The sequence below is a fragment of the Burkholderia sp. L27(2015) genome, assembly GCF_009765705.1.
Lineage (GTDB): Bacteria > Pseudomonadota > Gammaproteobacteria > Burkholderiales > Burkholderiaceae > LMUX01.
Genome location: NZ_LMUX01000015.1, coordinates 1 through 24,528 on the forward strand (window position 1 = coordinate 1; position 24,528 = coordinate 24,528).

19 protein-coding genes are annotated in these 24,528 nt (G+C 60.2%); 10 read left to right on the plus strand and 9 right to left on the minus strand.

The features are described from left to right. The first annotated feature begins 290 nt into the window (after positions 1-290). Positions 291-2,267 carry a tetratricopeptide repeat protein gene (locus tag GSQ77_RS07480; protein WP_158900643.1) on the plus strand — a complete coding sequence of 659 codons (1,977 nt, stop codon included), beginning with the start codon at positions 291-293 and terminating at the stop codon, positions 2,265-2,267. Here the strand turns inward: GSQ77_RS07480 and GSQ77_RS07485 are convergent. Beyond that, positions 2,242-3,540, minus strand: coding sequence for an MFS transporter (locus GSQ77_RS07485; protein ID WP_158900645.1), 1,299 nt, complete (start codon positions 3,538-3,540; stop codon positions 2,242-2,244). The two genes, GSQ77_RS07480 and GSQ77_RS07485, sit on opposite strands and share 26 nt — an antisense overlap. Positions 3,541-3,634: 94 nt before the next feature. After that, complete coding sequence (locus tag GSQ77_RS07490; protein WP_158900647.1) at positions 3,635-4,720, minus strand: tartrate dehydrogenase; 1,086 nt, start codon at positions 4,718-4,720, stop codon at positions 3,635-3,637. Between the two features lie 125 nt (positions 4,721-4,845). On the opposite strand from GSQ77_RS07490, the gene GSQ77_RS07495 reads away from it, so the two are divergent. Then, positions 4,846-5,760, plus strand: a complete 915-nt coding sequence (locus GSQ77_RS07495; RefSeq protein ID WP_158900650.1) for a LysR family transcriptional regulator — start codon at positions 4,846-4,848, stop codon at positions 5,758-5,760. 19 nt (positions 5,761-5,779) lie between these two features. Beyond that, complete coding sequence (locus GSQ77_RS07500) at positions 5,780-6,775, plus strand: tripartite tricarboxylate transporter substrate binding protein (RefSeq protein WP_158900652.1); 996 nt, start codon at positions 5,780-5,782, stop codon at positions 6,773-6,775. Positions 6,776-6,779: 4 nt separating this feature from the next. On the opposite strand, the gene GSQ77_RS07505 is transcribed toward GSQ77_RS07500, so the two are convergent. Further along, positions 6,780-8,219, minus strand: coding sequence for an MmgE/PrpD family protein (locus tag GSQ77_RS07505; protein ID WP_216854863.1), 1,440 nt, complete (start codon positions 8,217-8,219; stop codon positions 6,780-6,782). A gap of 112 nt (positions 8,220-8,331) precedes the next feature. Further along, entirely contained in the window at positions 8,332-9,066 is a 735-nt protein-coding gene (locus GSQ77_RS07510; protein ID WP_158900656.1) for a GntR family transcriptional regulator, read from the minus strand. A gap of 377 nt (positions 9,067-9,443) precedes the next feature. Between GSQ77_RS07510 and GSQ77_RS07515 the strand changes: the two genes are divergently transcribed. From GSQ77_RS07515 to GSQ77_RS07535, 5 genes are all read left to right on the plus strand, one after another. After that, the gene (locus GSQ77_RS07515) at positions 9,444-9,875 is read left to right on the plus strand and encodes a VOC family protein (protein WP_158900658.1); all 432 of its coding nucleotides are present in this window, start codon (positions 9,444-9,446) and stop codon (positions 9,873-9,875) included. Positions 9,876-9,960: 85 nt separating this feature from the next. After that, positions 9,961-11,319 carry an MFS transporter gene (locus GSQ77_RS07520; RefSeq protein ID WP_158900660.1) on the plus strand — a complete coding sequence of 453 codons (1,359 nt, stop codon included), beginning with the start codon at positions 9,961-9,963 and terminating at the stop codon, positions 11,317-11,319. Positions 11,320-11,757: 438 nt separating this feature from the next. Beyond that, the gene (gene adh / locus GSQ77_RS07525; protein WP_158900663.1) at positions 11,758-13,278 is read left to right on the plus strand and encodes an aldehyde dehydrogenase; all 1,521 of its coding nucleotides are present in this window, start codon (positions 11,758-11,760) and stop codon (positions 13,276-13,278) included. A 104-nt stretch (positions 13,279-13,382) separates the two neighbouring features. Then, positions 13,383-13,775: a DUF779 domain-containing protein gene (locus GSQ77_RS07530; RefSeq protein WP_158900665.1), complete on the plus strand. Its 393-nt coding sequence runs from the start codon at positions 13,383-13,385 to the stop codon at positions 13,773-13,775. Positions 13,776-13,811: 36 nt separating this feature from the next. Next, positions 13,812-14,663, plus strand: coding sequence for a DUF72 domain-containing protein (locus tag GSQ77_RS07535; protein WP_158900667.1), 852 nt, complete (start codon positions 13,812-13,814; stop codon positions 14,661-14,663). Positions 14,664-14,710: 47 nt separating this feature from the next. On the opposite strand, the gene dctA is transcribed toward GSQ77_RS07535, so the two are convergent. Further along, complete coding sequence (dctA, locus tag GSQ77_RS07540; RefSeq protein ID WP_158900669.1) at positions 14,711-16,015, minus strand: C4-dicarboxylate transporter DctA; 1,305 nt, start codon at positions 16,013-16,015, stop codon at positions 14,711-14,713. 189 nt (positions 16,016-16,204) lie between these two features. Beyond that, on the minus strand, positions 16,205-17,371 hold the full coding sequence (locus tag GSQ77_RS07545; protein ID WP_158900671.1) for a mandelate racemase/muconate lactonizing enzyme family protein: 1,167 nt from the start codon (positions 17,369-17,371) through the stop codon (positions 16,205-16,207). 130 nt (positions 17,372-17,501) lie between these two features. On the opposite strand from GSQ77_RS07545, the gene GSQ77_RS07550 reads away from it, so the two are divergent. Continuing rightward, positions 17,502-18,473, plus strand: a complete 972-nt coding sequence (locus GSQ77_RS07550; RefSeq protein WP_158900673.1) for a LysR substrate-binding domain-containing protein — start codon at positions 17,502-17,504, stop codon at positions 18,471-18,473. Between the two features lie 134 nt (positions 18,474-18,607). Further along, complete coding sequence (locus GSQ77_RS29755) at positions 18,608-20,182, plus strand: methyl-accepting chemotaxis protein (protein WP_158900675.1); 1,575 nt, start codon at positions 18,608-18,610, stop codon at positions 20,180-20,182. Here GSQ77_RS29755 and oxlT read toward each other — a convergent pair. The 3 genes from oxlT to GSQ77_RS07570 all read right to left on the minus strand — a co-directional run bounded on the left by oxlT (position 20,179) and on the right by GSQ77_RS07570 (position 24,518). Next, positions 20,179-21,459 (minus strand): oxalate/formate MFS antiporter, encoded by a 1,281-nt coding sequence (oxlT, locus tag GSQ77_RS07560; protein ID WP_158900677.1) that lies wholly within the window; start codon positions 21,457-21,459, stop codon positions 20,179-20,181. The two genes, GSQ77_RS29755 and oxlT, sit on opposite strands and share 4 nt — an antisense overlap. A 465-nt stretch (positions 21,460-21,924) precedes the next feature. Next, complete coding sequence (locus GSQ77_RS07565; RefSeq protein ID WP_158900679.1) at positions 21,925-24,108, minus strand: EAL domain-containing protein; 2,184 nt, start codon at positions 24,106-24,108, stop codon at positions 21,925-21,927. After that, a complete protein-coding gene (locus tag GSQ77_RS07570) occupies positions 24,105-24,518 on the minus strand; it encodes a response regulator (protein WP_158900681.1) in 414 nt (137 codons plus the stop codon). Before GSQ77_RS07570 ends, GSQ77_RS07565 begins: the two co-directional genes overlap by 4 nt. Positions 24,519-24,528 lie beyond the last annotated feature (10 nt).

The window sequence follows — 24,528 nt, forward strand, 5'->3', positions numbered from 1 at the left end:
ACCGTGAAGCAAGGGCTAGCCATGGGTCGGCCGTCGGAGATCAGCGTGCGGTTCGCGAATCCCGCAGACGGCCCGCATGCCGGCTGTTGGCTCAGCGGCGCTGTAGAACTTGCTGGCGAAGCGGACCACTAGGCTGATCAGGGCAGCGACCGCCGGCTGGGTGCAACACAATGAAGTCCCGCTCAATCAGGTGGATAAAGGCACCGGATTAACGGCCGGGTTCCATAGAATTTGCTGTAATCTTTCGGTCGATGAGCGTGTCGATCGGACCGCCGGATTACACAACGCATATGGACACAGGACCTCTCGCCGACGCTTTCCCTGAATCGCCCGCCGCCGCGCCGTCTATGGTGTCTGCGGCGGCGCAGTTGCAGCAGGCGCTGGCGCTGCATCAACAGGGGCGTTTAAGCGAGGCCGAAGCCGGTTATCAAATTGTGCTTCAGCAGCAACCGGAGCATTTCGACGCATTGCATCTCCTGGGCGTGATCGCGCTGCAGAACGGCCAGACCTTGCGCGCCATCGACCTGATTACGCAGGCACTGGCGCACGAGCGATCGAACGCCTACGCCTACTCGAATCTCGCAAGCGCTTATCAGAAGCTGGGGCGATACCCCGAGGCCATCGTGCGCTTCGAGCGTGCGCTGGCGTTGCGGCCTGACTTCGTCGAAGCGCTCTCGAATCTTGGCAACACGCTGCGGGATGCTGGGCGCCGTGAAGAAGCGCTGGCCAGTTACAACCGCGCGCTAGCGCTCAAGCCGGATCGCCCTGATGTACTGGCCAATCGCGGTAATGTGCTGCGTGAGCTGCGCCGGTTTGACGAGGCGCTCGACGATTTCGACCGTGGCCTCGCGCTCGATGCGCGGTCTGCGGTGCTTCTGTTCAATCGTGCCAATGTGCTCTTCGACCTGGGCCGCCTCGACGGTGCGTTGGTGGACTACGACGCGGCGTTGGCCATCGCCCCCGATTACTGCCAGGCGATCTCCCATCGCAGCAGCACGTTGCGTGCTTTGAGGCGCTACGACGAAGCGCTCGCGGCGATCAACCAGGCGCTGCTGTTACAGCCCGATTCGGCCGAGATCCTGACCAACCGTGGCGACACGCTGGGCGAGCTCGCTCGGTATGCGCAAGCGTTGAGCGATTACGATCGCGCGCTTGCGCTCAAACCGGCCTATCCCGAAGCGTGGTGCAACCGCGGCAATGTGCTGCGCGCGTTGAGGCGCTATGACGAAGCGCTGGCCAGCTATATCGCCGCGCTCGACATCGATCCCGAGCATGCGGTGGCGCATATGAACGAGGGCCTGTGTCGCTTGTTGGTCGGCGACATGGCAGTGGGCTGGGAAAAGTATGAATGGCGTTTCAAGACGCCGGATATGCTGCCGCATGTTCGCCGTTTCGAGCAATCCTTGGGGCAGCCCACGCGTCAGCCTCCGACTCAGCTCCAAAGTAAGCCTCTATGGCACGGACAGCTCCCGTTGTCGGGCAAGCGCATCTTGCTCTACGCCGAACAAGGCTTCGGCGACACCATCCAGTTTTGTCGCTATGCGCAGCTTGTGGCCGAGCGTGGTGCCCATGTGATCCTCGAAGTGCAGCCGGCGCTAAAGTCACTGATCCTGCAATCGACGGATATAGCCGATATCGCGCAAGTATTTGCCCAGGGCGAGGCCTTGCCGGAGTTCGATTATCAATGCCCGTTGCTAAGCCTGCCATTGGCTTGCGCGACCACGCTCGAAAACATCCCGGCCCCAGCTTCATACCTGCACGCCGAGGACGCCAGGATTCGACGCTGGGAAACGCGCTTGGGCAAGAAGCCCGCTCACGCGAGGGTCGGCTTGGCGTGGAGTGGTAACCCCGAACACAGCAACGATCGTAATCGCTCGTTGCCATTGACGGCGTTGGCTTCGCTGCTGGACATCCCCATGCAGTACGTGAGCGTGCAGAAGCTGCTACGCGACGAGGCGACGCAAGCGCCATGGCTTGCGCAGCACGGCGTCGCACATTTCGGCGACCGATTGCAGAATTTTGCCGATACCGCGGCCTTGCTTTCCTGCATGGACCTGGTGATCACGGTCGATACCGCGGTCGCGCACTTGGCCGGTGCGTTGGGCCGGCCGGTATGGGTTTTGTTGCCCTACGGCCCGGATTGGCGTTGGTTGACCGAGCGCGACGATAGCCCTTGGTATCCGTCGATGCGCTTATTCAGGCAGACCGCGCTCGGCGATTGGGATGGCGTGATCGAACGCGTCAGGCAGCATCTGCAGATTCGATAGCTACCTTTTGCCTACTAAGCATCACCGTAAGCACCGCCGAAATCGCTAACGTCGCACCCACCACATACAAGCCGCCCGCATAGCTCCCCGTCTTATCCTTGATCCAACCAATCGCGAACGGACCGACGAACCCGCCGACATTCCCGATCGCATTGATCATCGCGATACCCGCAGCAGCCCCGGCGCCCGACAGAAACATCGTAGGCATCGCCCAAAGCGGCGCCTTGGCCGCACTGATCCCCAGATTGACGACAGTCAGCGCCACGATCACCCACAGCGCCGTCTGAGCCTGACCCGCGAGCACAAAGCCCAGACACGCGAGTACGCAAGGAATGACGACGTGCCAGGTACGCTCTTCCTTGCGATCGGAATGACGCGCCCAGACGATCATGCCCACGACGGCGATCACACTTGGGATGGCATTAAGCAGCCCGGTTTGCCAGGAGGTAAAGCCGAACTGACGAATGATTTGCGGTGCCCACAGACCGAGCGTATAAAGCCCCGCCGACGTACCGAAGTAAATCAACGCGAGCACCAGTACCCGAGGATCGCGCAGCGCTCGCCACGCTCCCGAGGAATGGCCCGCGTGCGACTTGTTAGCCTGCGCTTCCGCTTGCAAGGTTGCCTCCAACCATACACGCTCATCCGGTTGCAACCATTGCGCCTGAGCCGGTGCATCGGTCATGTACTTCAGCACCACAAAGCCCAGAATGATCGCCGGCACAGCCTCGATGATGTAGAGCAGTTGCCAGTCAGCAAGCCCCGCAATCGAGGGCATCTGCATGATCGCGCCCGATATGGGCGAGCCGATCGCAGTCGAGATGGGCGCTGCCGCCATGAACCAGGCGGCGGCCACTGCGCGCTGCCGCGCAGGAAACCAAAGGCTCAAATAAAGAATGATGCCGGGGAAAAAACCGGCTTCCGCAACCCCGAGCAGAAAACGCAGAACGTAAAAGCTGTTGGGGCCGATGACAAATGCCGACGCCGCCGAGACGATGCCCCACGTCACCATCACCCGCGCAATCCAGAGCCGAGCCCCCACACGATGGAGGATCAAGTTGGAGGGAACCTCGAACAGAAAATAGCCGAGAAAGAAGATCCCTCCACCAAAACCGAACGCCGTCGGCGATAAACCGATCGCCTTGTTCATCGTCAACGCGGCGAATCCCACATTGACGCGATCGAGGAAGCTGACGAAATACAGCAGCATGACGAACGGGAGGATGCGCAGCATGATCTTGCGCGAAACGCGTGCTTCGATATCGGTAGTCATTTGTCTCCTTCTGGGAGGTTGAGCATTGCTCTATTGGCGGCTTCAACCGGGTGCTTCAAACCGACGCTTCGGTCGGATGCTTCAGTGGGATGCTTTAGCCAGCCATGGCTTCCGCCTTGGCAAGATGCGCACACATGGCCGCCGTCACTTGGGCGGTGGTCGCTTTGCCGCCGAGATCTCGCGTATGCAGCGATACATCGGCCGTCACGGCTTCCACGGCCTGCATCACTTGCTTGGCAGCGGCAAATTCGCCCAGATGTTCGAGCAGCATCACGACCGACCAGAATGTGCCGACCGGGTTGGCCAGTCCTTTACCCATGATGTCGAAGGCTGAGCCGTGGATAGGCTCGAACATGGACGGATAGCGGCGCTCCGGGTCGATGTTGCCGGTCGGTGCGATGCCCAGGCTGCCTGCCAAGGCCGCAGCCAAATCGCTGAGGATGTCGGCATGCAAATTCGTGGCGACGATCGTGTCCAGCGACGCGGGGCGGTTGACCATCCGTGCCGTCGCGGCGTCGACCAGTTCCTTGTCCCATTTGACGTCCGGAAACTCCTTCGCGATCTGGTTGGCGATTTCGTCCCACATCACCATCGCGTGGCGCTGTGCATTGCTTTTGGTGACCACCGTCAATAGCTTGCGCGGACGGGACTGTGCAAGACGGAACGCAAAGCGCAGGATGCGCTCGACGCCCGCGCGCGTGAGGATCGTCACATCGGTCGCTACTTCGATCGGATGGCCTTGATGGACGCGGCCGCCGATACCGGAATATTCGCCTTCCGAGTTTTCGCGCACGATCACCCAGTTCAAATCTTCAGCGGTGCAGCGTTTGAGCGGCGCATCGATGCCGGGCAGGATGCGGGTCGGACGCACGTTCGCGTACTGGTCGAGACCTTGGCAGATCTTCAAGCGCAGACCCCAGAGCGTGATGTGATCGGGAATATCCGGATCGCCGGCCGAGCCGAACAAAATCGCGTCCTTGTCGCGCAAGGCATCCAGGCCGTCCGCCGGCATCATCACGCCGTGCTTGCGGTAGTAGTCGCCGCCCCAGTCGAAATCCTCGAACTCGAATTTGAAAGAAGCGCTTGCCTTAGCCAGTGCTTCCAGAACCTGCTGCCCCGCAGGCACGACTTCCTTGCCGATACCGTCGCCAGGAATGGTCGCGATGCGATATGTCTTCATGGTGTTTCCAGCCTTAATGTGGGTTGATCAATCGCATGACTTTACCGGTGTTTAGAACGATAAGATCGGTGCTAAACTAAAAGCATCTTTAACTTGAATTCATAAATCGGAGCAAGGTCAGGCAGATGCGGGAGACGATACATCCGTTGGATTTGGGGTTTTTTTCGACGCTGGCTGGCTGCGATAGCCTGAGCTCGGCCGCCCGCGAGCTGGGGATTACGGCCGCGGCGGTGAGCAAGCATCTGGCACTGATGGAAACGCGCGTTGGCGTCTCGCTCGTCAATCGGACCACGCGGCGCATGAGTCTCACACCGGAAGGCGAGCTATATCTCGCGCACGCGCGACGCATCCTCGACGACATCGACGATCTGGCCCAATTGCTGGGCAGTTCGCAAGAGCAGCCGAAAGGTCTGCTCAGAGTCAATTCGACGCTGGGTTTTGGACGCAGTCACGTGGCGCCCGCCATTTCCCGTTTCGTCGCTCAATATCCGCAGGTCACGCTGCAACTGCAGTTGTCGGCGAGCCCACCGCCGCTTAGCGACGATACCTTCGATGTTTGCATCCGCTTTGGTGAGCCGCCCGATACGCGGATCATTGCCCGCCGCATTGCGCTTAACCGGCGGCTGCTATGCGCCTCGCCCGCGTACCTCGAGACGCATGGCACACCGGCGACGCCGCACGACCTGACGAAGCACAACTGCATCGGCATACGCCAAGGCGATGAAGCCTACGGGGTGTGGCGCTTGTCGAGTGGGCGGGGCAGCACGCGCCGCACCGATACCGTTAAGATTCGAGGCAACCTGACGACCAACGACGGGGAGATCGCGGTGAAGTGGGCGCTGGACGGCCATGGGATACTGATGCGCGCCGAGTGGGATATCCGGCATTATCTGGACAGCGGCGATCTGGTTTGCATATTGCCTGACTACGAAACGCCGAACGCGGACATTTTCGCGGTGTATTCGCAGCGGCACCAGCTATCGACGCGTATCCGCGCGTTCGTCGATTTTATTGCTGTCTCACTGAAAGATCCGCACTAACTAAAAATAAAGGAGACCCATGATAGCGACCCCCTTGACGCGGCGCCTCACCCGCGCATTCCTTTGCGCAACGATACTCACCACCGGCATGAACGTGACGCTTGCCTACGCGGACGACTATCCATCGCGTCCGATCCGGCTGGTCGTCGCGCAGGCGCCCGGGTCGGGCGTCGATCTGGTGGCACGCAAGGTCGCGCAGAAAATGACCGAGGGCTTGGGCACCTCGGTCTATGTCGAGAACCGCCCCGGTGCGAATGGCATCATCGGCACCGACTACGTCGCGAAAGCCAAGCCCGACGGCTACACGATATTGGCCGTGGTGCCGAGCACGATGTCGGTCAACCAGTTCATGTATGACCACATACCGTACGACCCGCTCAAGGATTTCACCGCGGTCGCGCAAACGCACATCATCTTGTTTGGTCTGGTGGTCAATGCGGCCTCGCCGGTAAAGACCGTGGCGGACTTGATCAAGCTCGCCAAGACCAAGCCCGGTGGCCTCAATTACAGCTCTGGTGGCGTCGGTAACTTGAACCAGCTCGGCGCGGAGTTATTTTCCGCAAAGGCGCATATCAAGATGCAGCAAGTGCCGAACCGAGGCGAAGCCCCGGCGATCATCGACTTGGTATCGGGTCAAACCGACCTGATGTTTTCGACCTTGCCCACTGCGGCGCCGCTGATCGCTTCAGGTCAATTGCGTTTGATCGCCACGCTGGGCACGCGCCGCGCCACTAGCTACCCGGATGTGCCGACGTTTGTCGAGCTGGGATACCCGAGCGTGGTGGTCGAAGGCTGGGAAGGGCTGGTGGTGCCAAAAAATACGCCGCCTGCGATCGTGATGAAATTACAGCAAGAGGTCATCAAGGACCTGAAGGACCCGGACTTGCGCAAGACCATCGCCGAGCTGGGCGGCGAGCCGGTCGGCAGCGGTTCGCAAGCGTTTGCCCAGGTCATGCAGGACGATGCGAAGAAGTGGCAGGGCGTTATACAAGGGGCGGGCCTGAAAGCCCAGTAGAGCATCAAGTCCGCGTGCACAGCGCCGTCAGTTCATGAATATCGGCCAGCGTCTCCAATCGACGCACGGTCTCGATGATCGCCGTCGCTTTTGCCGCAGGCCAACGGGCGGCTTCGGCACAACCGCGAAACTTCTCGGCCACTTCCTCGTAGTTCATCGGATTGGCTGGGCTGCCCTTGCCGAAATCGGCGCGTCCTGAAATCGTGCGGCCATCTTTCATATGGATGTCGATGATGGTTGTCATCTTGTCATAGCCCGCAGCCTCGGCTTCCGGATGCACATGGAAATTGACGCGTTCGAGCATCGCCTGTACATCGGGACGCTGCACCACCGCGTCCGTGTATTGCAGCAGGCCGGCCTTGCCATCCAAAAGCAGGATCGCCATGCTGAATTCCATGCTGAATTTGGCCTGGAGTTCGTTCTGCGGGCGGCGGTGGATCAGCGTGTTCGGCATGTTGTGGTTCGTACCCACATCCACTCTCTCGACGGCGTCCGCAGTCAGACCATGCTCGGCGATGAGTTCCAGCATCTTCGTCATGCCGGGGTGCGTCAAAGAACCCGACGGATGCGGTTTGATCGACACACCGGGAAACGCAATGGTCCACGGGTTGCCGAGCCGTCCGACAATCGCGTCTGGGCTGTAGCCGCCGCCCGCAGCATGGAAGAAGCCGCGCGGCGCTTCCAGGATTTTGTCGGTTGCCGTCCATCCCATCGCGGCCAATTCCGCTGCGACTACACCGCTCTCAGACGCGCGACCCGCATGGAACGGCTTGGTCATCGTGCCGAAATTTTCACGCAGCCCGGCGGATTGGCTGCCCGCGATGGACAGCGCGCACAGCGTTTGGTCGAGGTCGAGGCCGTCGAGCTTGGCCGCAGCGGCGGCAGCGGCGAAGGTGCCGCAGGTGGCCGTCGCATGAAAGCCATCCTGATAGTGGCGCGGTGCGATCGCTTCGGCAATCTTGCACTCGACCTCGACGCCGAGGTGGTACGCGAGCATCAACGCCGCGCCGGAACTGCCGGTCTCTTCCGCCTTTGCCAGCGCGGCCGGCAATGCAGGGGCGGTCGGATGGGTCAACAGCCCATACACGCGATCCTTGGCCACCGCGAGTTGCGTGTCGTCGAAATCGTCGGCGTGTATGGCGACACCGTTGACGAAAGCGGCGAAGCGAGCCGGCACATGGAGGGCCGTGCCGATGACCGTGGCGGGCCCGCTACTGAGCCCGCTAGTGAGGCCCAGTTTATGCAAATAGGCGTGAGCGATTTCGCCGCTTTCGGCAATCGAGCCGGCCAGCGCGAGTCCGATCCCATCGAGGATGGACTTCTTGCCCAGTTCGATCACTTCCTCGGATAAATCTGCGTAGCGTGTGTCCACGATAAATCGCGCAACATCGCGGGTCAAATTGGGCGTCTTTGGAAACGCCGTTGCTTTCGTCTGGTCGCTCATCATGGTTCCTTCAAGTGAGAGTTAGGCCCGCGCACGAGTGCGGGCACTACATACGTTTTCAGGGCTGCATACAGGTCGAACAGCGGCCAATCGAAAGCAGGTCGGTCGAATCTCAGTCTTGCAAACCGCGCACATTTCGATATGAGCACTGCGTTGAATCGACGAAGCGAATGCGAAATTCGACGGGTCTATCCTTGAACGTGTAAGCCGTGCGCTCGATCCTCAAAATGGGCGCACCAGGTTGCACCCCCAGCATCTCCGCCACATCGGCTTCGGCCAGCGTCGCGCTCAGGTTCTCGGCGACCCGCACTACAGAAATCCCGTAACGCTCCTGATAAAAACCATAAATCGATCCGCGTCGCGCACTGAAACTTTCGGCGTCGAGACCCGGGAATAGATCGAGTGGGAACCACAACCGGTCGAGCATGATGGGAACGTCGCCGCGCAGCCGCAAGTTCTCGACTCGCGCGAGCCGCGCGCCGCGTTCCAACTCCAGGGTTGTCGCCAAGGCCTGCGTGGCGCGCTCTTTGCCGAAGCGCAGCAGGCGCGCACTCACCGCAAGCGTTTCGCCTTGCGTATCGGTAAAGCTGAAGTACAGATCGAACGCATGTTGGTCGGTGAATTTGGCGACGATCGTACCGCGCCCGGCTCGGCGTATGAGCAGCCGTTCCGCGACCAGTTCTTCCACCGCGCGCCGGATGGTGCCGATACCGACGCCGAATTCCTGCGCCAGTTGCGGCTCGGTCGGAATCTTATTGCCGGCGGCCCAACTACCGGTGCGTAGTCGTTCCATGATGCCCGTGCGGACAATTTCGTAAAGGGGTTGGTCTCCCGTAGGGGCTGGCATCGTGTCGGAGCAAAAAGTAATGATTAAAGGCACGTCCGGCCGGCTCGAAACCGGGCCCGCAACGCGCTTTTTTAATATCGAACCTGCATGATTCATATCAGGTTCGCCGAATTCCAGAAGGATACAGGATCATCATCAGGGCTCGACAGGTTGCGGCCGCTATGCAGCAGGCAAGGCGGGCAGTGTCATAACCGCGGTCATTGCCGCAGCGGTTGTCATGCAGTTGCCACGGGGTTGCCAAATCCGCATCAGGGTCACGATAGGGAACATACTACCATTCGAATCATTCGAATGATTCGCTTGACGTGAGAAAAAAGTGATTCTAAGATTCTTCTCGTTGCGCCACGGTTGACGCAAAAATTCCCCGGAGATCATTCATGCCTAATTTCATCAAACATATCGCTTTCAAAGTAGAGAACGTCGACACGGAACGCGCGTTCTACGAGAACGTCTTTGGTTACAAGCACGTCAATACGGTGCGCCGCAAGGGCAAAACCGGCGATCATATTTCGCATCACATGACCGACGGCTACATGGACTTGACGCTGATTCACTACGAAGCAACCAATGCCGATGAAGCAGATTTCGCAGGCCCGGCGCCTTGCATTCACCACATCGGCATGGAAGTTGAAGACCTCGACGCGTTCATCGCTTTGATCAAGAAAAACGGCGGCGAAATCTTGACGGCCCCTGGCCACTTGCCGGTGAAATTCCGCTCGCCGAACGGCCCGGTCGCGGAAGTCGTACCGATGGAACGCTGGGAAGCAAAAACGCTGGCAGCCGGCGTGCATGGCGAAGTACTCGAATAACGCGCGATAAGCTAAAAACAAAAAAATACAGCAGCTTATTCAAACGTGACGGCGACCGCCGTCACGTGCGCGTGAAGGAGACACCATGCAACCGAAGCGCACGCGGACCTTCTCCGCGGCGACTGGCGTACTGATTGTGCTGTGCGTCATGTCGTTTCTGATGTATGTCGATCGAACCAATATCTCGACGGCCGCTCTCGCCATTAGCAAAGATCTGCACCTGAACAACTCACAGCTCGGTCTGGTCTTTTCCGCATTCGCGGTCACGTATGCAGTCGCCATGATTCCGGGCGGTTTTATCGCCGACAGGCTCGGCTCGCGCAAGATGCTCGCCATCTGCGGTGTGCTCTGGGGTGCCGGCACGCTGCTCACAGGTTTTGCGACCGGCTTGGTCTCGTTGTTGCTGGCGCGTTTTGTCGTGGGCTTGGGCGAAAGCCCGATCGTGCCTGCTTCGGCCCGCGCACTGACCACCTGGATGGAGCCCGAACGGCGCGGTTTCTCGCAAGGCATCACGCACGCTTGCGCACGCCTGGGCAATGCCTCCACGCCTATCCTGATCGCGGGCTTGATCGCCGCTTATTCCTGGCACATCGCGTTTGTCGTCCTGGGCATCGCAAGCCTGGCGTGGGTGGGGCTGTGGCTCTGGTATTACCGTGACGATCCGCTGGACCACCCTGGCATCACACCCGCAGACATCGCACGCCTGCCAACCGCGGTCAGCAAGACACGCGTGCCGATGCGCTGGCGGCCGCTTTTGCGCACATTGTGGCCGGCCACGGTGGCGAGTTTTTGCCATGGCTGGACCTTGTGGTTTTTCCTGAATTGGATGCCGTCGTTTTTCGCACAGTCGTACCACCTGAACATCAAGCACTCGGCGATTTTCAGTTCCGGCGTGTTTATGAGCGGCGTGGTGGGCACCACATTAGGCGGCTGGTTCAGCGATTTTCTCTTCAGGAAAACGGGAGATATTCGCCGCGCGCGTCAGATCGTGATTACGTTCGGATTCTTGAGCCCAATCCTATTTTTCGTCCCGATGTTCCTGCACCCGACGGTGACACTTGCCGCGGTGTGCCTGGGCGCCGCGCTATTTCTCTCGGAGCTCGTCACCGCGCCGTTGTGGGCCGTGTCGATGGATCTCGCGCCTAACCATGCCGCGACGTCGAGCAGCATCATGAACACCGGTTTGGGTATCGCCGCCTCGGTGTCGCCGCCGCTGGTGGGCTGGCTGGTCGATCGTACCGATTCATGGCAGCCGGTGTTCGCGCTGTCTATCCTGTTCCTGCTGCTCGGGCCGATTGCCACGCGCTGGATCCGGCCGGACCGTCCGTATCTGGGCGAGCCCGTGACGGGGCCAGAAGCGACATCGACGTCGACGACGGTGACGGCATCTGCATCTGCGCGGGCTGCCCGGCTCGACGCATCGCTGCAGACCGGCAAGGGCTGATCGGCTGACCGCCCCTGTCGATCTGCCTCAGGCCGGTCGGATTTGATCCTGGACGCGTCGCCGCGGGGCGGCGCGTTTCTTTATTTGTGCTTTCGTTTGCATTCTCGCTTGTACCTTCGCTTGTACCTTCATTTGCGCCATTCTGGGCGTCCTGCCTCACCCCGCCGTCAACCTCATCGAACACGCGCTCGCGTCCGCGCAAACGCATCACGCTGTGCCCTTCCATTTCGGAACATTCCACGCTCTCCAGTATCTAAACGTAGCAATGCCTAGCCTGTCGTACCGCACGGCGAAACGCCATTTCAGTGCCGCCGGCAAACGCCGTGCGCACCGGGCCGAGGGCAACCGCATTGCTGGCTGGTATCTGGCATATCCCTGTTCACCGTCGATGGGTGTCATGCCTCGAGTACGTTAAAACGATATGGAAGGAGCAAGCACATGAATCATGCAGAAATGCAGTTTTTGAACGCCGAGTTCCCCTACAAGAAGCAATACGGTAATTTCATCGGCGGTCAGTGGACGAAGCCTGCCGGAGGGGAATATTTCGATAACATCTCGCCGATTACCGGTGAGCCGTTTACCTCGATTCCGCGCTCGCGCGAAGCCGATATCGAACTGGCGCTCGACGCCGCGCATCGCGCCAAGGCAGGGTGGGGCGCCACTTCGGCGGCGGATCGCGCGAATATTCTCAACAAGATCGCCGATCGCATCGAAGCCAACCTGACCCGACTCGCGGTGGCCGAAACCATCGATAACGGTAAACCCTTACGCGAATCGATGGCGGCCGACCTGCCGTTGGCAGTCGATCATTTCCGCTATTTCGCCGGCTGCATACGCGCTCAGGAAGGCTCGCTTTCGGAAATCGACCAAGACACGGTGGCCTATCATTTCCACGAACCGCTCGGCGTGGTCGGCCAGATCATCCCGTGGAATTTCCCGATCCTGATGGCGACCTGGAAACTCGCCCCGGCGCTGGCGGCCGGCAATTGCGTCGTACTCAAGCCTGCCGAGCAAACCCCGGCGTCGCTACTGGTCCTCATCGAATTGATCGAGGATCTGCTGCCGCCCGGCGTGTTGAACGTGGTCAACGGCTTCGGCCTGGAAGCGGGCAAGCCGCTGGCATCGAACAAGCGCATCGCCAAGATCGCGTTTACCGGCGAAACCACCACCGGCCGCCTGATCATGCAATACGCGAGCCAGAACATCATCCCGGTGACATTGGAGCTAGGCGGCAAAAGCCCGAACATTTTCTTCGCCGACGTGATGGATCAAGACGACAGCTATTTCGACAAGGCGCTGGAAGGCTTTGCGATGTTCGCGCTCAATCAGGGGGAAGTCTGTACCTGCCCGTCCCGCGTGCTGGTTGAAGAAAAGATCTACGACCGGTTTATGGAACGCGCGCTCAAACGCGTCGCTGCGATCAAGCAGGGGCATCCGCTCGATAGCACGACCATGATAGGCGCGCAGGCTTCGCAGGAGCAGCTCGAGAAGATCCTGTCGTATATCGATCTTGGCCGGCAGGAGGGCGCGGAGTGCCTGATCGGCGGCGAGCGCAACAAGCTCGACGGCGAGTTGAAGAATGGCTATTACGTGCAGCCGACCGTGTTTCGCGGTAATAACAAGATGCGCATTTTCCAGGAAGAAATCTTCGGTCCGGTGGTGTCGGTTACGACCTTCAAGAATGAGGAAGAGGCGCTGGAAATTGCCAACGACACGCTGTATGGGCTCGGTGCCGGCGTGTGGACGCGCGACGGTACGCGTGCTTATCGCTTTGGGCGGCAGATCCAGGCTGGCCGAGTGTGGACCAATTGCTATCACGCTTACCCGGCGCATGCGGCATTCGGCGGTTACAAGCAATCGGGCATCGGTCGCGAAAATCACAAGATGATGCTCGACCATTACCAGCAAACCAAAAATCTGCTGGTGAGCTACAGCCAGAAGCCACTGGGCTTTTTCTAGATGCCGATGATGGCGTTGGTGAGGGGCACGATGTAACAGGTGTTCGGCCGCGTCGCAGTGTCAGGTGCGATGCGGCCGACCCCAACTCTTTTCAGGAATACGTGATGGCCGAGAAGACGATAGAGCGCGTGGTCGCAACGCCTGCCGCGTTGGAATTGCTCGCTACGCTGGTGGCCCGGCATGGGCCCGTATTGTTTCATCAATCCGGCGGCTGCTGCGACGGCAGCGCGCCCATGTGCTTTCCCATTAACGAATTCATGGTGGGTTCGGTCGACGTCAAGCTCGGCACGATAGGCGATGCCCCGTTTTACATGAGCGAATCCCAATTCGCGTACTGGCAGCACACCCAGCTGATTATCGATGCGGTTCCTGGCAATGGCGGCATGTTTTCGCTGGAACGACCGACCGGCCTGCGCTTCCTGACGCGCTCCCGGCTTTACGACGACAGCGAGTCGGCATGGCTGGATCAGCATCCCGTCGAGCGGGTCGTTTCTTAGTAACAAGCCCTGCAGCAAACCTCACAGGAAGTTCACATGCCAGATGATCCGCGCACGTGCCACGAATCAGTCGAGCGATTGCCTGGCGCGCTGGCGCAACACATACGCGTGGGTATCGGTGGATGGAACTTTGAACCGTGGCGGACCACGTTCTATCCCGAAGGCCTGGCGCACACCAAAGAGCTCGCCTACGCGAGCCGTCAGATGACGGCCATCGAAGTCAACAGCACCTACTACGGCTCGCAGAAACCCGCGACGTTTGCCAAGTGGCGCGACGAAGTGCCCGACGACTTCGTCTTTTCGCTCAAGGCGACCCGGTATGCAACCAACCGTCGCGTACTCGGCGAGGCGGGTGAATCGATCGAACGCTTTGTCACGAGCGGCATCGCAGAGCTTGGCAAGAAGCTCGGCCCTATCGTCTGGCAGTTTGCTCCGACCAAGCAATTTGATGCAGAGGATTTCGAAGCGTTTCTTGCGTTGTTGCCGAAGAAAATCGATGCGCATCACTTGCGGCATGCGCTGGAAGTGCGGCACGAATCTTTCGCGGTGCCGGAGTTCGTCAAGCTCGCTCGCAAATACAAGGCCGCGATCGTGCTCACCGACTCCGAGAAATTTCCTATGGTGCCCGATTTGACTGGCGATTTTGTGTACGCGCGATTGATGCGCAGCGAGTCCGAGAGGAAGACGGGCTACGCGGCGAAGGCGCTGGAGCAATGGGCCGATCGGGCACAGACGTGGGCCAAGGGCGCGGCCCCCGACGATCTACCGCGGGTTGAAGAGAAGGCGCCCGCAGCGGGGAAGTCACGGGACGTTTTTGTCTACTTCATCAACGGGGCGAAGGAGCGCGCGCCAGCTGCGGCGCGTGCGTTGTTGGAGCGCATCGGTTAAAGCTGGCGCGTTTCGGTTAAAACTGGAGCGCCTCGGCTAAGGCGCGATCAAGCTTTGGTGGCTTCGACAGCCGGTATCGCCTCACGCGTACGCCCGCTCAAAGCCGCGGCCGCCTGACGATCGTCGAGCACACCTTCCCAGCGCGCAATCGCAATCGTCGCCACGCCGTTGCCGATCAGGTTGGTGACGGCTCGCGCTTCGTTCAGGAAGCGGTCGATACCGAGCAGCAGCACCAAGCCCGAAACCGGAATCTTGTGCATCGAAGACAGCGTGGCTGCCAACGCGACGAAGCCGGCGCCGGCCACTCCGGCCGAACCTTTGGAGGTCAGCAGCATCACGCCCAGGATCAGCAACTGATCCCAGATCGACAGGTTCACGTTGGTCGCCTGGGCGACGAAGATCGCGGCCATCGTCAGGTAGATGGCGGTTCCGTCCGCGTTGAACGTGTAACCGGTAGGCAGCACCATGCCGACCACCGATTTCTGGCAACCCATCGCTTCCATCTTCATCAGCATTTGCGGCAAGACCGCTTCGGTCGAGGCCGTGCCGAACACGATCAGGATCTCGTCCTTGATGTATTTCATGAAGCTCCACAGCGAGATCCGGCACAGGCGCATCACCGTGCCCAGCACGACCACCACGAACAGCACGCAAGTCAGGTACACCGCGACCATCAACTGGCCGAAGGACGCGAGCGTGCCTATGCCATATCGGCCGATGGTGAACGCGATGGCGCCGAACGCGCCGATCGGCGCCACATACATGACGATCCTGACGATGCCGAACATGCCGTGCAGGAAAAGATCCAGTAGATCGACCAGCGGCTTCGCGCGTTCGCCCATGCGCGTCAGCGCAATCGCGAACAGGATCGAAAACAGAATGATCTGCAACATCTCGCCTTGCGCGAATGCGCCGACCACGCTATTGGGCACGATATTCATGAAGAATTCGGTGATCGTGCTGTGTTGCGCGACGGTGGTGTAGCTCGTGATCGAGGCCGCGTCGATATGCCCCGCGTCGATGTTCATGCCTACGCCGGGCTTGACGATGTTGATCACGATCATGCCGAGCACCAGCGACAGCGTAGACAGAATCTCGAAGTAGAGTATCGCCTTCAGCCCGACACGCCCGGCCTCGCGGATATTACCCATCCTCGCGATGCCCACCACCACCGAGGCAAAGATAATGGGCGCGAGCAGCATGCGGATCAGCTTGATGAAGAGATCGCCGAGCGGCTTGAGTTCGACACCCAGTTTGGGATCCAGGTAGCCGACGATCACGCCCGCAACAATGCCGAGCAAGATCTGAAAATACAACTTGGAAAAAATAGTCTTGAGCCGTGAACTATGCATCGTTGTCTCCTCGATGTTTCGGGAATATTTTTTTATCCGGCGTTCTGGTGCGGCTTTTTATGGTTTTCACAAAGCAGGCCGCACCAGGCCGTTTGCGTTGCAATGCGGTGAGACGGTCTTGATCTCCTTACGTTGATTGTCGATTCTCGAAGCTTGGATCGCGGCGCTTGGGGCGCTGCTTCAGGTCCCTTATTCGGCGAGCTTTTTCATTTCACTGTAGAGATCGGCTTTGCCTTCGAAGCCGATACCGACCAGGTCCGGCATCGTCATATAGCCTTGCTCGACACGCACGCCGTCCGGGAAGCCGCCATAGGGCTGGAACAAGTCCGGGTATGACTCGTTACCGCCCAAGCCCAGGCCCGCGGCGATATTGAGCGACATCTGGTGGCCGCCGTGCGGGATGCAACGTTTGCGCGACCAGCCGTGCTCGTGCAGCATGTCGAGCGTGCGCAGGTATTCGACCAGCCCGTAGCTGAGCGCACAGTCGAATTGCAGCCAGTCGCGATCGGCGCGCATGCCGCCGTAACGAATCAGGTTGCGGGCATCCTGCATCGAAAACAGGTTCTCGCCGGTCGCCATCGGGTTCGTGTAGTAATTGCGCAGGGTGGCCTGCAGCTCGAAATCGAGTGGGTCGCCGGCTTCTTCGTACCAGAACAGGTCGTATTGCGAGAGCGCTTTGGCGTAGGCGATTGCGGTGTCCAGGTCGAAACGGCCATTTGCGTCGACTGCGAGCTTCTGTCCGTCCTGCAGCACGCTGAGGATGGAGTCGATGCGGCGCAGGTCTTCATCCAGGGTTGCGCCGCCGATTTTCTTTTTGACCACCGTATAACCGCGATCGATATAGCTGCGCATCTCATCCTTGAGCGCATCGTGGTTCTGGCCCGGGTAGTAGTAGCCACCTGCCGCGTAGACAAAAATCTTGCGATCCGGCGTGCCGTTGCCGTACCGGTCGGCGAGCAACTGGAACAAGGGCTTGCCGGCGATCTTCGCGGTGGCATCCCATACCGCCATGTCGATCGTGCCGATTGCCACCGAACGCTCGCCATGGCCGCCCGGCTTTTCATTGGTGTACATGCAATTCCAGATCTTGTGCGGATCGAGGTTGTCGCCGGCGTCGTCAAGCAGGCTTTCCGGTGCCGCTTCCAGCAGGCGCGGAATAAAACGTTCGCGCATCAGCTTGCCTTGGCCGTAGCGGCCATTCGAATTGAAGCCGTAGCCGATTACCGGGCGGCCGTCGCGGATCACATCGGTGACCACGGCGACCAGGCTCAACGTCATCTTGCTGAAATCGATATAGGCGTTGCGAATCGGGGAGCTGATGGGGACGGTTTTTTCGCGAATCTCGACAATCTTCATGGCTACATCTCGTAGTGAACGGGTATTAGGACAGGTGTGTCTCCTAGACTACCCAAGAAACACCTGTCTATAATTCACCTGAATTAATACCATTATTTACTTTTGGTGAATAATAAACATCAAGGGATGTATGAAGAACGATGCCGCTTCCGAGCTGACTTTTTTCGTCTTGTTGGCCAAACATGCGAATTTCTCGGCCGCCGCCCGTGCGCTCGACATCACGCCCCCGGCTGCCACCAAACGCTTGGCTCAGTTGGAGCAGCGCCTGGGCGTGCGACTGTTGAATCGCACCACGCGGCGCGTGAGCCTGACCAGCGAAGGCGAAATCTACCTGGTGCATGCCACGCGGATTCTTGCCGAGATTCGTGAGATGGACGATCTGGTGACGAGCAGCCGCGCGGCTCCGCGTGGCTTGTTGCGAGTCAATGCGACGCTGGGTTTTGGTCGCACCACCATCGCACCGCTGATCTCCGCGTTCGCGCAACGCTATCCGGAGGTGGAGATTCAACTGCAGTTGACCGACAGCCCGGTCGATCTGGTCCAGGAGGGCTTTGATCTGGGGATACGCTTCGGCGAACTGCCCGACACGCGGCTGAGCGCGCGACGCATCATGTCGAACCGCCGTTTTCTGTGCGCTTCGCCGGCATACTTGCAGCAGCACGGCGAGCCCCAGACGCTGGCCGACCTGGCGCAGCATCGCTGCATCATTCACCGGCAGAACGACAATGCTTATGGCGTCTGGCGCTTTACCCGCAATCGCAAGAGCGAAGTGGTCAAGGTCCACGGTGCGTTATCGAGCAACGATGGCGACATCGTGCTCGGCTGGGCGCTTGACGGCCACGGCATCCTGATTCGCTCCGAGTGGGATCTGGCCAAGCATCTGGAAACCGGACGCTTGAAACTGGTGCTGCCCGCGTTCACGCTGGCGCCCGCGGACCTGTTCGTCTATTACCCGAGCCGCCAGCATTTGGCCGCTCGCGTGCGCGCTTTCATCGATTTCCTGGTGGCGGGTATTGCTTCACACGCGGGTTCACATGCGGGCTCACATACGGGTTCACGAGCAACTTCCCGTGCGGCTAGGCGCACGAAGCGCTCGGGCTAGGCAGCGCCAGCGCGAATTCAACCGCCGACATAAAATGTTTTCACGCGCCTGCTATGATCGCCGGCGCCAAGCGTGCATCTAAAGAGTGCATCGATGTTCTAAACAGCGCCGTTACCCGATTTTTCCGAGGCTTTATGACTATCGTTCGACGCTTGATCCTGACGTTGTTCATCGCGCTCATCGCGCTGGTTTTTGTCGGAGGGTATGGCTTGCTACAGCTGCACCATTCCTACGAGCGAGTGGATGGTCTTGAAACCCGGACGGTTCCCGGTTTGAGGGCGATTTCAATGGCACTCGACGATGTCGGTACGATGCGCCTGACCGTGTACCGGTATGTGGTGGATGGGATAGACACTGCGAGCCAGGCGGCGATGCAGAAGGTGATAGCCGATACCGACAAAAGCTTCGACGCGCATATCGCCGATTACGCGCAAAACGACATAGCCGACGACACCGATCGTGCGCTGCTGGAAGCGGACAAGGCGCACATGACGGCCTATCGCGCCGCACGTTCGAGCTTTTTCGAAAAATGGCGCGCGGGCGACAAGGATGGCGCGTTGGCGTTATTGCACGACCAGGGTCTAGTGCATAACACGGCGGTGGCGCTCGACGACGGCCTGCACGCGCATATCGAATACACCATCAAGCATGCCGACGCGGTGCGCCAGGAAAACGCCACGGCGTATCAGTTGGCGTTCTGGCTGCTGACGGCGATCGTCGTCGGCGCGTTGGCGCTGACCGGCGGCTTCGGACTGCATCTTTATCGGCTGATCAGCCGCGGCCTTGGCGCCTTGCAGGGCACTTTGCAAAAAGTCAGCACCTCGCTCGATCTGTCCAGACATGCGCGGGTCGAGCACATGGATGAAATCGGCCATACCGCCGTTGCGCTGAACCGCTTGCTTACACGCATGGAGGAGGTGGTCGGCGACGTTCGGACGTCGAGCGATTCGGTAAGCGTGGCCTCCCGGGAAATCGTGGCGGGGAACATCGACTTGTCGGCGCGCACCGAACAGCAGGCCGCCTCGCTCGAGCAGACCGCCGCGAGCATGGAACAATTGACCACCACCGTGCAGCAAAATGCCGAGAGTGCGAAGCAGGCGAGCACATTGGCGTCGGACACCGCGGCGATTTCCGACCAGGGCCGGGCGGTGGTTGAACGTATGGTCGGCACCATGAGCGAGATCGCGGCGAGCTCAGCCAAGATTGCCGATATCACCACGCTGATCGAGGGCATCGCCTTCCAGACCAACATACTCGCGCTTAACGCGGCGGTAGAAGCCGCCCGTGCCGGTGAGCAAGGGCGTGGTTTCGCGGTCGTTGCCACCGAGGTGCGCAGCCTCGCACAGCGTTCGTCTGCGGCGGCCAAAGAGATCAAAGGCCTGATCGAACGTTCGGTCGAAACAATACAGTCAGGGTCGACTCAGGCCGAAGAGGTCGGGCAGGCCACCGCACAGGTGCAACATGCGGTGCGCCGGGTGACGGAAATCATCGGTGAGATCGCGGTCGCGTCCGACGAGCAGGGCCGCGGCATCGAACAGGTCAATCAGGCGATCGGCCAGATGGACGATGTCACGCAGCAAAACGCGGCGCTCGTCGAGCAGGCTGCGGCGGCTGCGCAGTCGCTCGAGGAGCAGGCGGAGAAGCTGAACCGCACCGTATCGATTTTTACCGTGAGCGGTGCGGCGCGCGGGATGTCCGCGACCGACTAGCGCGCGCCGGCAAGCCGCCGCGCCATCAAGCGTGCGCGCAGCGGTTTAAGCAGGAAAATCGCGAGCACCGCGGTGGCGATATCCAGCGCGATGGCGGTATCGAACACCGGCACCCAACTGCCGGTTTGCTGATGCATGAGTGCCGCGAGCGGGCCACCGAAGATCGCACCGATACCGAACGCGATATATAGCCAACCGTAATTGGCCGTGGCGAACCTCGCGCCGAAGGTATCGGTCAGCGTTGCGGGGAACAGCGAGAAAATCTCACCCCAGCCGAAGAACACGACACCCGAAAGCAAGACGAACAACACCGGGTCGGTGCGCGTCGCCAGCCACAGCGCCATCGCGATACCTTCAAGCGCGAACGCAAAACACATCGTCTGCTCGCGACCGAAGCGATCGGAGATCAGGCCGAAAAAAGGACGCGTCAAGCCGTTGGTGAAGCGATCGATCGTCAAGGCCAGCGGTATGGCGGCCAAGCCGAACACGGTCATGCTGCCCACGCCGAAGTCGCGCGCGAAGGTGGCCAACTGCGAGGTCACCATCAGGCCGGAGCTGCACATCATCGTCATCATCAGGAACATCAGCCAGAACACCGGGGTCTTCAGCATTTGCGTCGGACGCCAGTCGTTGCTGGCCTGCGCCTGAGCGGCAGCCGATAGCGCGGGCGGCGTGCGCAGGCCTTGCGCCGCGATCAGGCCGACCACGGCGAAGATGGCGCCGAACAGCCAGAGCGTCGACTCCAGGCCGCGTTGTTCGAGCGACGAAGCGATCGGGAATGTGGTCACGATCGCACCCATGCCGTAGCCCGCGGCCACTGCACCGGCCGCCATGCCGCGATGGTTGGGGAACCAGCGCACCATCAGGCCGACCACGCCGACGTACACGATGCCGGTACCCAAACCGCCCAAGCCGCCATAGGTCAGGTAAAGCATCGATGTGCTGTGCACTTGCGATGCCAACACCCAGCTCAGGCCGGACAGCACGGTGCCGATGGAGATCAGCAAGCGCGGGCCGTAGCGATCGATGAGCGCGCCCTGGAACGGGGAAAACAGCGTCTGCAGCACGATCAGGATGGAGAAGGTGACCTGTAGCTCGGGCAGCGCAATGCCGAGTTTGGCCGAGAGCGGCTTGGTGAAAAGCGTCCAGACATATTGCGGGCTGGCGATCGCCATCATGCAAATCAGGCCGAGTAGCAACTGGAGCCACCGGGTGCCGGCGGACGTCGTGGATTGCACGGATCCGATGGTCTCGAAGTTTCGTGTCGGTGTGTTCATAACTCTTTCGGGTAAAGCGCGCTATCGCGCTGAGCCGGCCGGAGCCGATCGCGAGGCACGCAAAATGGGGAAGGGGCCGTTGGTTATCGTCGTAGGGGTTCGAATGTTCCGAGGGCACCGCTCTGATATATCAACTCTGATATATCAAGCATCTTTAAAGCATGCACCGTGCCAGTTCACGCGCGCGTCGTGTCGATATGGCAGAACCGCCGCCGTATATAGGCGTGGGGCCGGAAAGGCGGACAGTGGAAGATGACCGGATACTGTCAATAGACTGACAATCGGCGAAATGCAGCGAGTTGGTGCGGCCACTGCATACACTGTGCACAGTATGGCGGCTTCGTTCCACCGTTTTGGTGCGTGCGCGTTGCTGCCGCGGAGGATCCGCTGAGGCGAGGGTTGGACTTCGAGCCTCGGACACGTTCCTGGTTAGCCACTAAAACGCCGCAACGGGAGCCGCACCCGTCACCGAAGCGGGTGGGCCCCCGCTATCGACAGCGGTGCCGAGACACGCGCGGCGACCTCGCCGCCTGGCGGCCAAAGCTGCTTTTTCTCGCGCAGCATGGATTCCAGTTCCGGCACAGGTAGCGGCGGGCTGTAGTAATACCCCTGTATCTGATCGCAGTGATGGCGATGCAAATATGCCAGCTGCGCCTCCGTTTCCACGCCCTCGGCAACCACATCGAGCTTCAGGCTATGCGCCATGCCGATAATGGCCAGTGCAATCGCTGCATCGTCGGGATTGGTCGTGATGTCGCGGATAAAGGCGATATCGATCTTCAACTTATCGATCGGAAAACGTCGCAGATAAGCCAGGCTCGAATAGCCGGTACCGAAATCGTCGATGGAAATCTGGACACCGCGCGCGCGCAGGTTTTGCAAGGTGGCGATCGTGTGCTCGGTATTCACCATCAAGGAGCTCTCCGTCAATTCGAGTTCCAGCAGCTCGGCCGGGATGCCGTTATCGTTGAGCGCCTTCACAACGTCGCCATGCAGGTCGCCTTCGACGAACTGGCGTCCAGCCACATTGACCGCCACTTGTATCGGACCGACTCCGGAGTGCATCCACCGGCTGATTTGCCTGCAGGCCGTAGCGATCACCCAGTTGCCCAGGCGCACGATCAGTCCGGTCTCTTCGAGTATCGGAATGAAGGCTTGCGGCGAAACCAAGCCGTGTCCGGGACGCTGCCAACGTAACAACGCTTCCAGGCCCGCGACCTCGCCGGTAGGCACGTGCACCTTGGGCTGGTAGTACAGCACGAATTCTTCGTTCTCGATGGCGCGACGCAGCGCTGTCTCCATGTCGAGTCGAGCGAGCACGTCGGCATTCATTTGTGCGGTAAAGAAACGGAAGGTGTCGCGCCCCGCCTGTTTCGCCCGATACATGGCCGTGTCCGCGTATTTGATCAGGGTCTCCGGGTCGTGCGCGTCGACGGGATGAACGGTGATGCCGATGCTGGCGGTCACGGCCACCTCATGGCCTTTCAGATCGAACGGTGCGCGCAGCACGTCGCGGATTTTATTGGCGATGAGCACGGCGCCTTGCTGCCCCTCTTGCATCATGACGATCAGCGCAAATTCGTCGCCCCCGAGGCGCCCCACGGTATCGCGAATGCGTACGCATTGAACCAGGCGGTTGCTGAGTTGGCGCAGCAACTCGTCGCCTACGGCATGGCCCAAGGTATCGTTCACATTCTTGAAGTGATCGAGGTCGATGAATAGCACCGCGACCATCCAGCCATTTTCCTTCGATTTGGCCAGGGTTTTTGTGAGCGTTTCGTAGAACAGTGTGCGATTGGGCAAGCCCGTGAGCGCGTCGTAGTGAGCCATGCGATGCAGGCGCCTTTGTACTTCCATGCGCTCGGTGATGTCGCGTATCACGCTGACAATGATCCAGTCGGAGCCGGCGCGATGAGCGTGCCGATGTACCTCCACGTGTATCTGGGAGCCATCCTTGTGCCGCACTCGGGTCTCCCTCAGATCGCCGCTGTCGTGCCCCGCGATCAATGCATCGTAGGCGAGCTCCAAGCGTTCGAGCGAGGTCACGCCGATCTGGGCAGGACTCATCTCGAACAATTTCTCACGCGGATAACCGAGCATTCGGGCAGCGGTCGCGTTCGCTTCGACAAACCGCATGGTGCGGCGATTGACCATGACGATCGAATCGGCTGTCGCGTCCATCGCAGCGCGAAAGCGTTGCAGGTCGGCCGTGCGAGCCAGCACCTCGCGCTCCAGGATTGCACTGTGGTTTTGCAGAAAATCGTTAAACGCTTTTATGCGCAGGAGGTTGCGTACCCTTAACCACAACTCGGCCCGATCGACCGGTTTGGTCAGGAACTCTTCCGCCCCGGCATCCAGACCCGCCAGCCGCGCTGCGCGGTCGTATAGCGCGGTCACCATGATGATGGGGACGCTCGCGGTGGCAGGGTCGGCTTTCAACATGCTGGCCAACTGATAGCCATCCATGTCCGGCATCATGACATCGAGCAGTATTAGATCGGGCGCGTGCTGCGCGATCAGGGCGAGCGCTTCGTCACCGTTGGCCGCGCACAGGGTTCGATAGCCTTCCGGCGCGAGCATCGCCTCGAGCAGCTTGCAACTGCGGACTTCATCATCGACGATGAGGATAGTCGCGACCGGGCGGATCACGGTGTTTGGCCTACAGGATGGGGCTGGGCGACCGTTTGCAACGTATCTCTTACCAGCAGCGCGTCGATCGCCGCATACAATTCCTGGTAGCGCAGTGGCTTGGCGATGTACGCGTCGCAGCCCGCGATCTGGCTCTTCTCCTGGTCCGCCTTCATTGCCAGCGCGGTCAGCGCAATCACCGGAATCGCCACTGTGGCAGGATCCTGTTTCAGCAGTGCGGTCGCGGCAAGCCCGTCCATGCCGGGCAACTGGATGTCCATCAGTATCAGGTCCGGACGTTCGGCGCGCGCCTGCATCAACCCGGTTTCCGCATCGACTGCGCTGAGCACTATGTGGCCCGCGTTGTGCAGCAGTAGGGAGGCCAATTTCATGTTGGCCGGGTTATCTTCAATCACGAGTACTTTAGCCATCGTTGGCTCT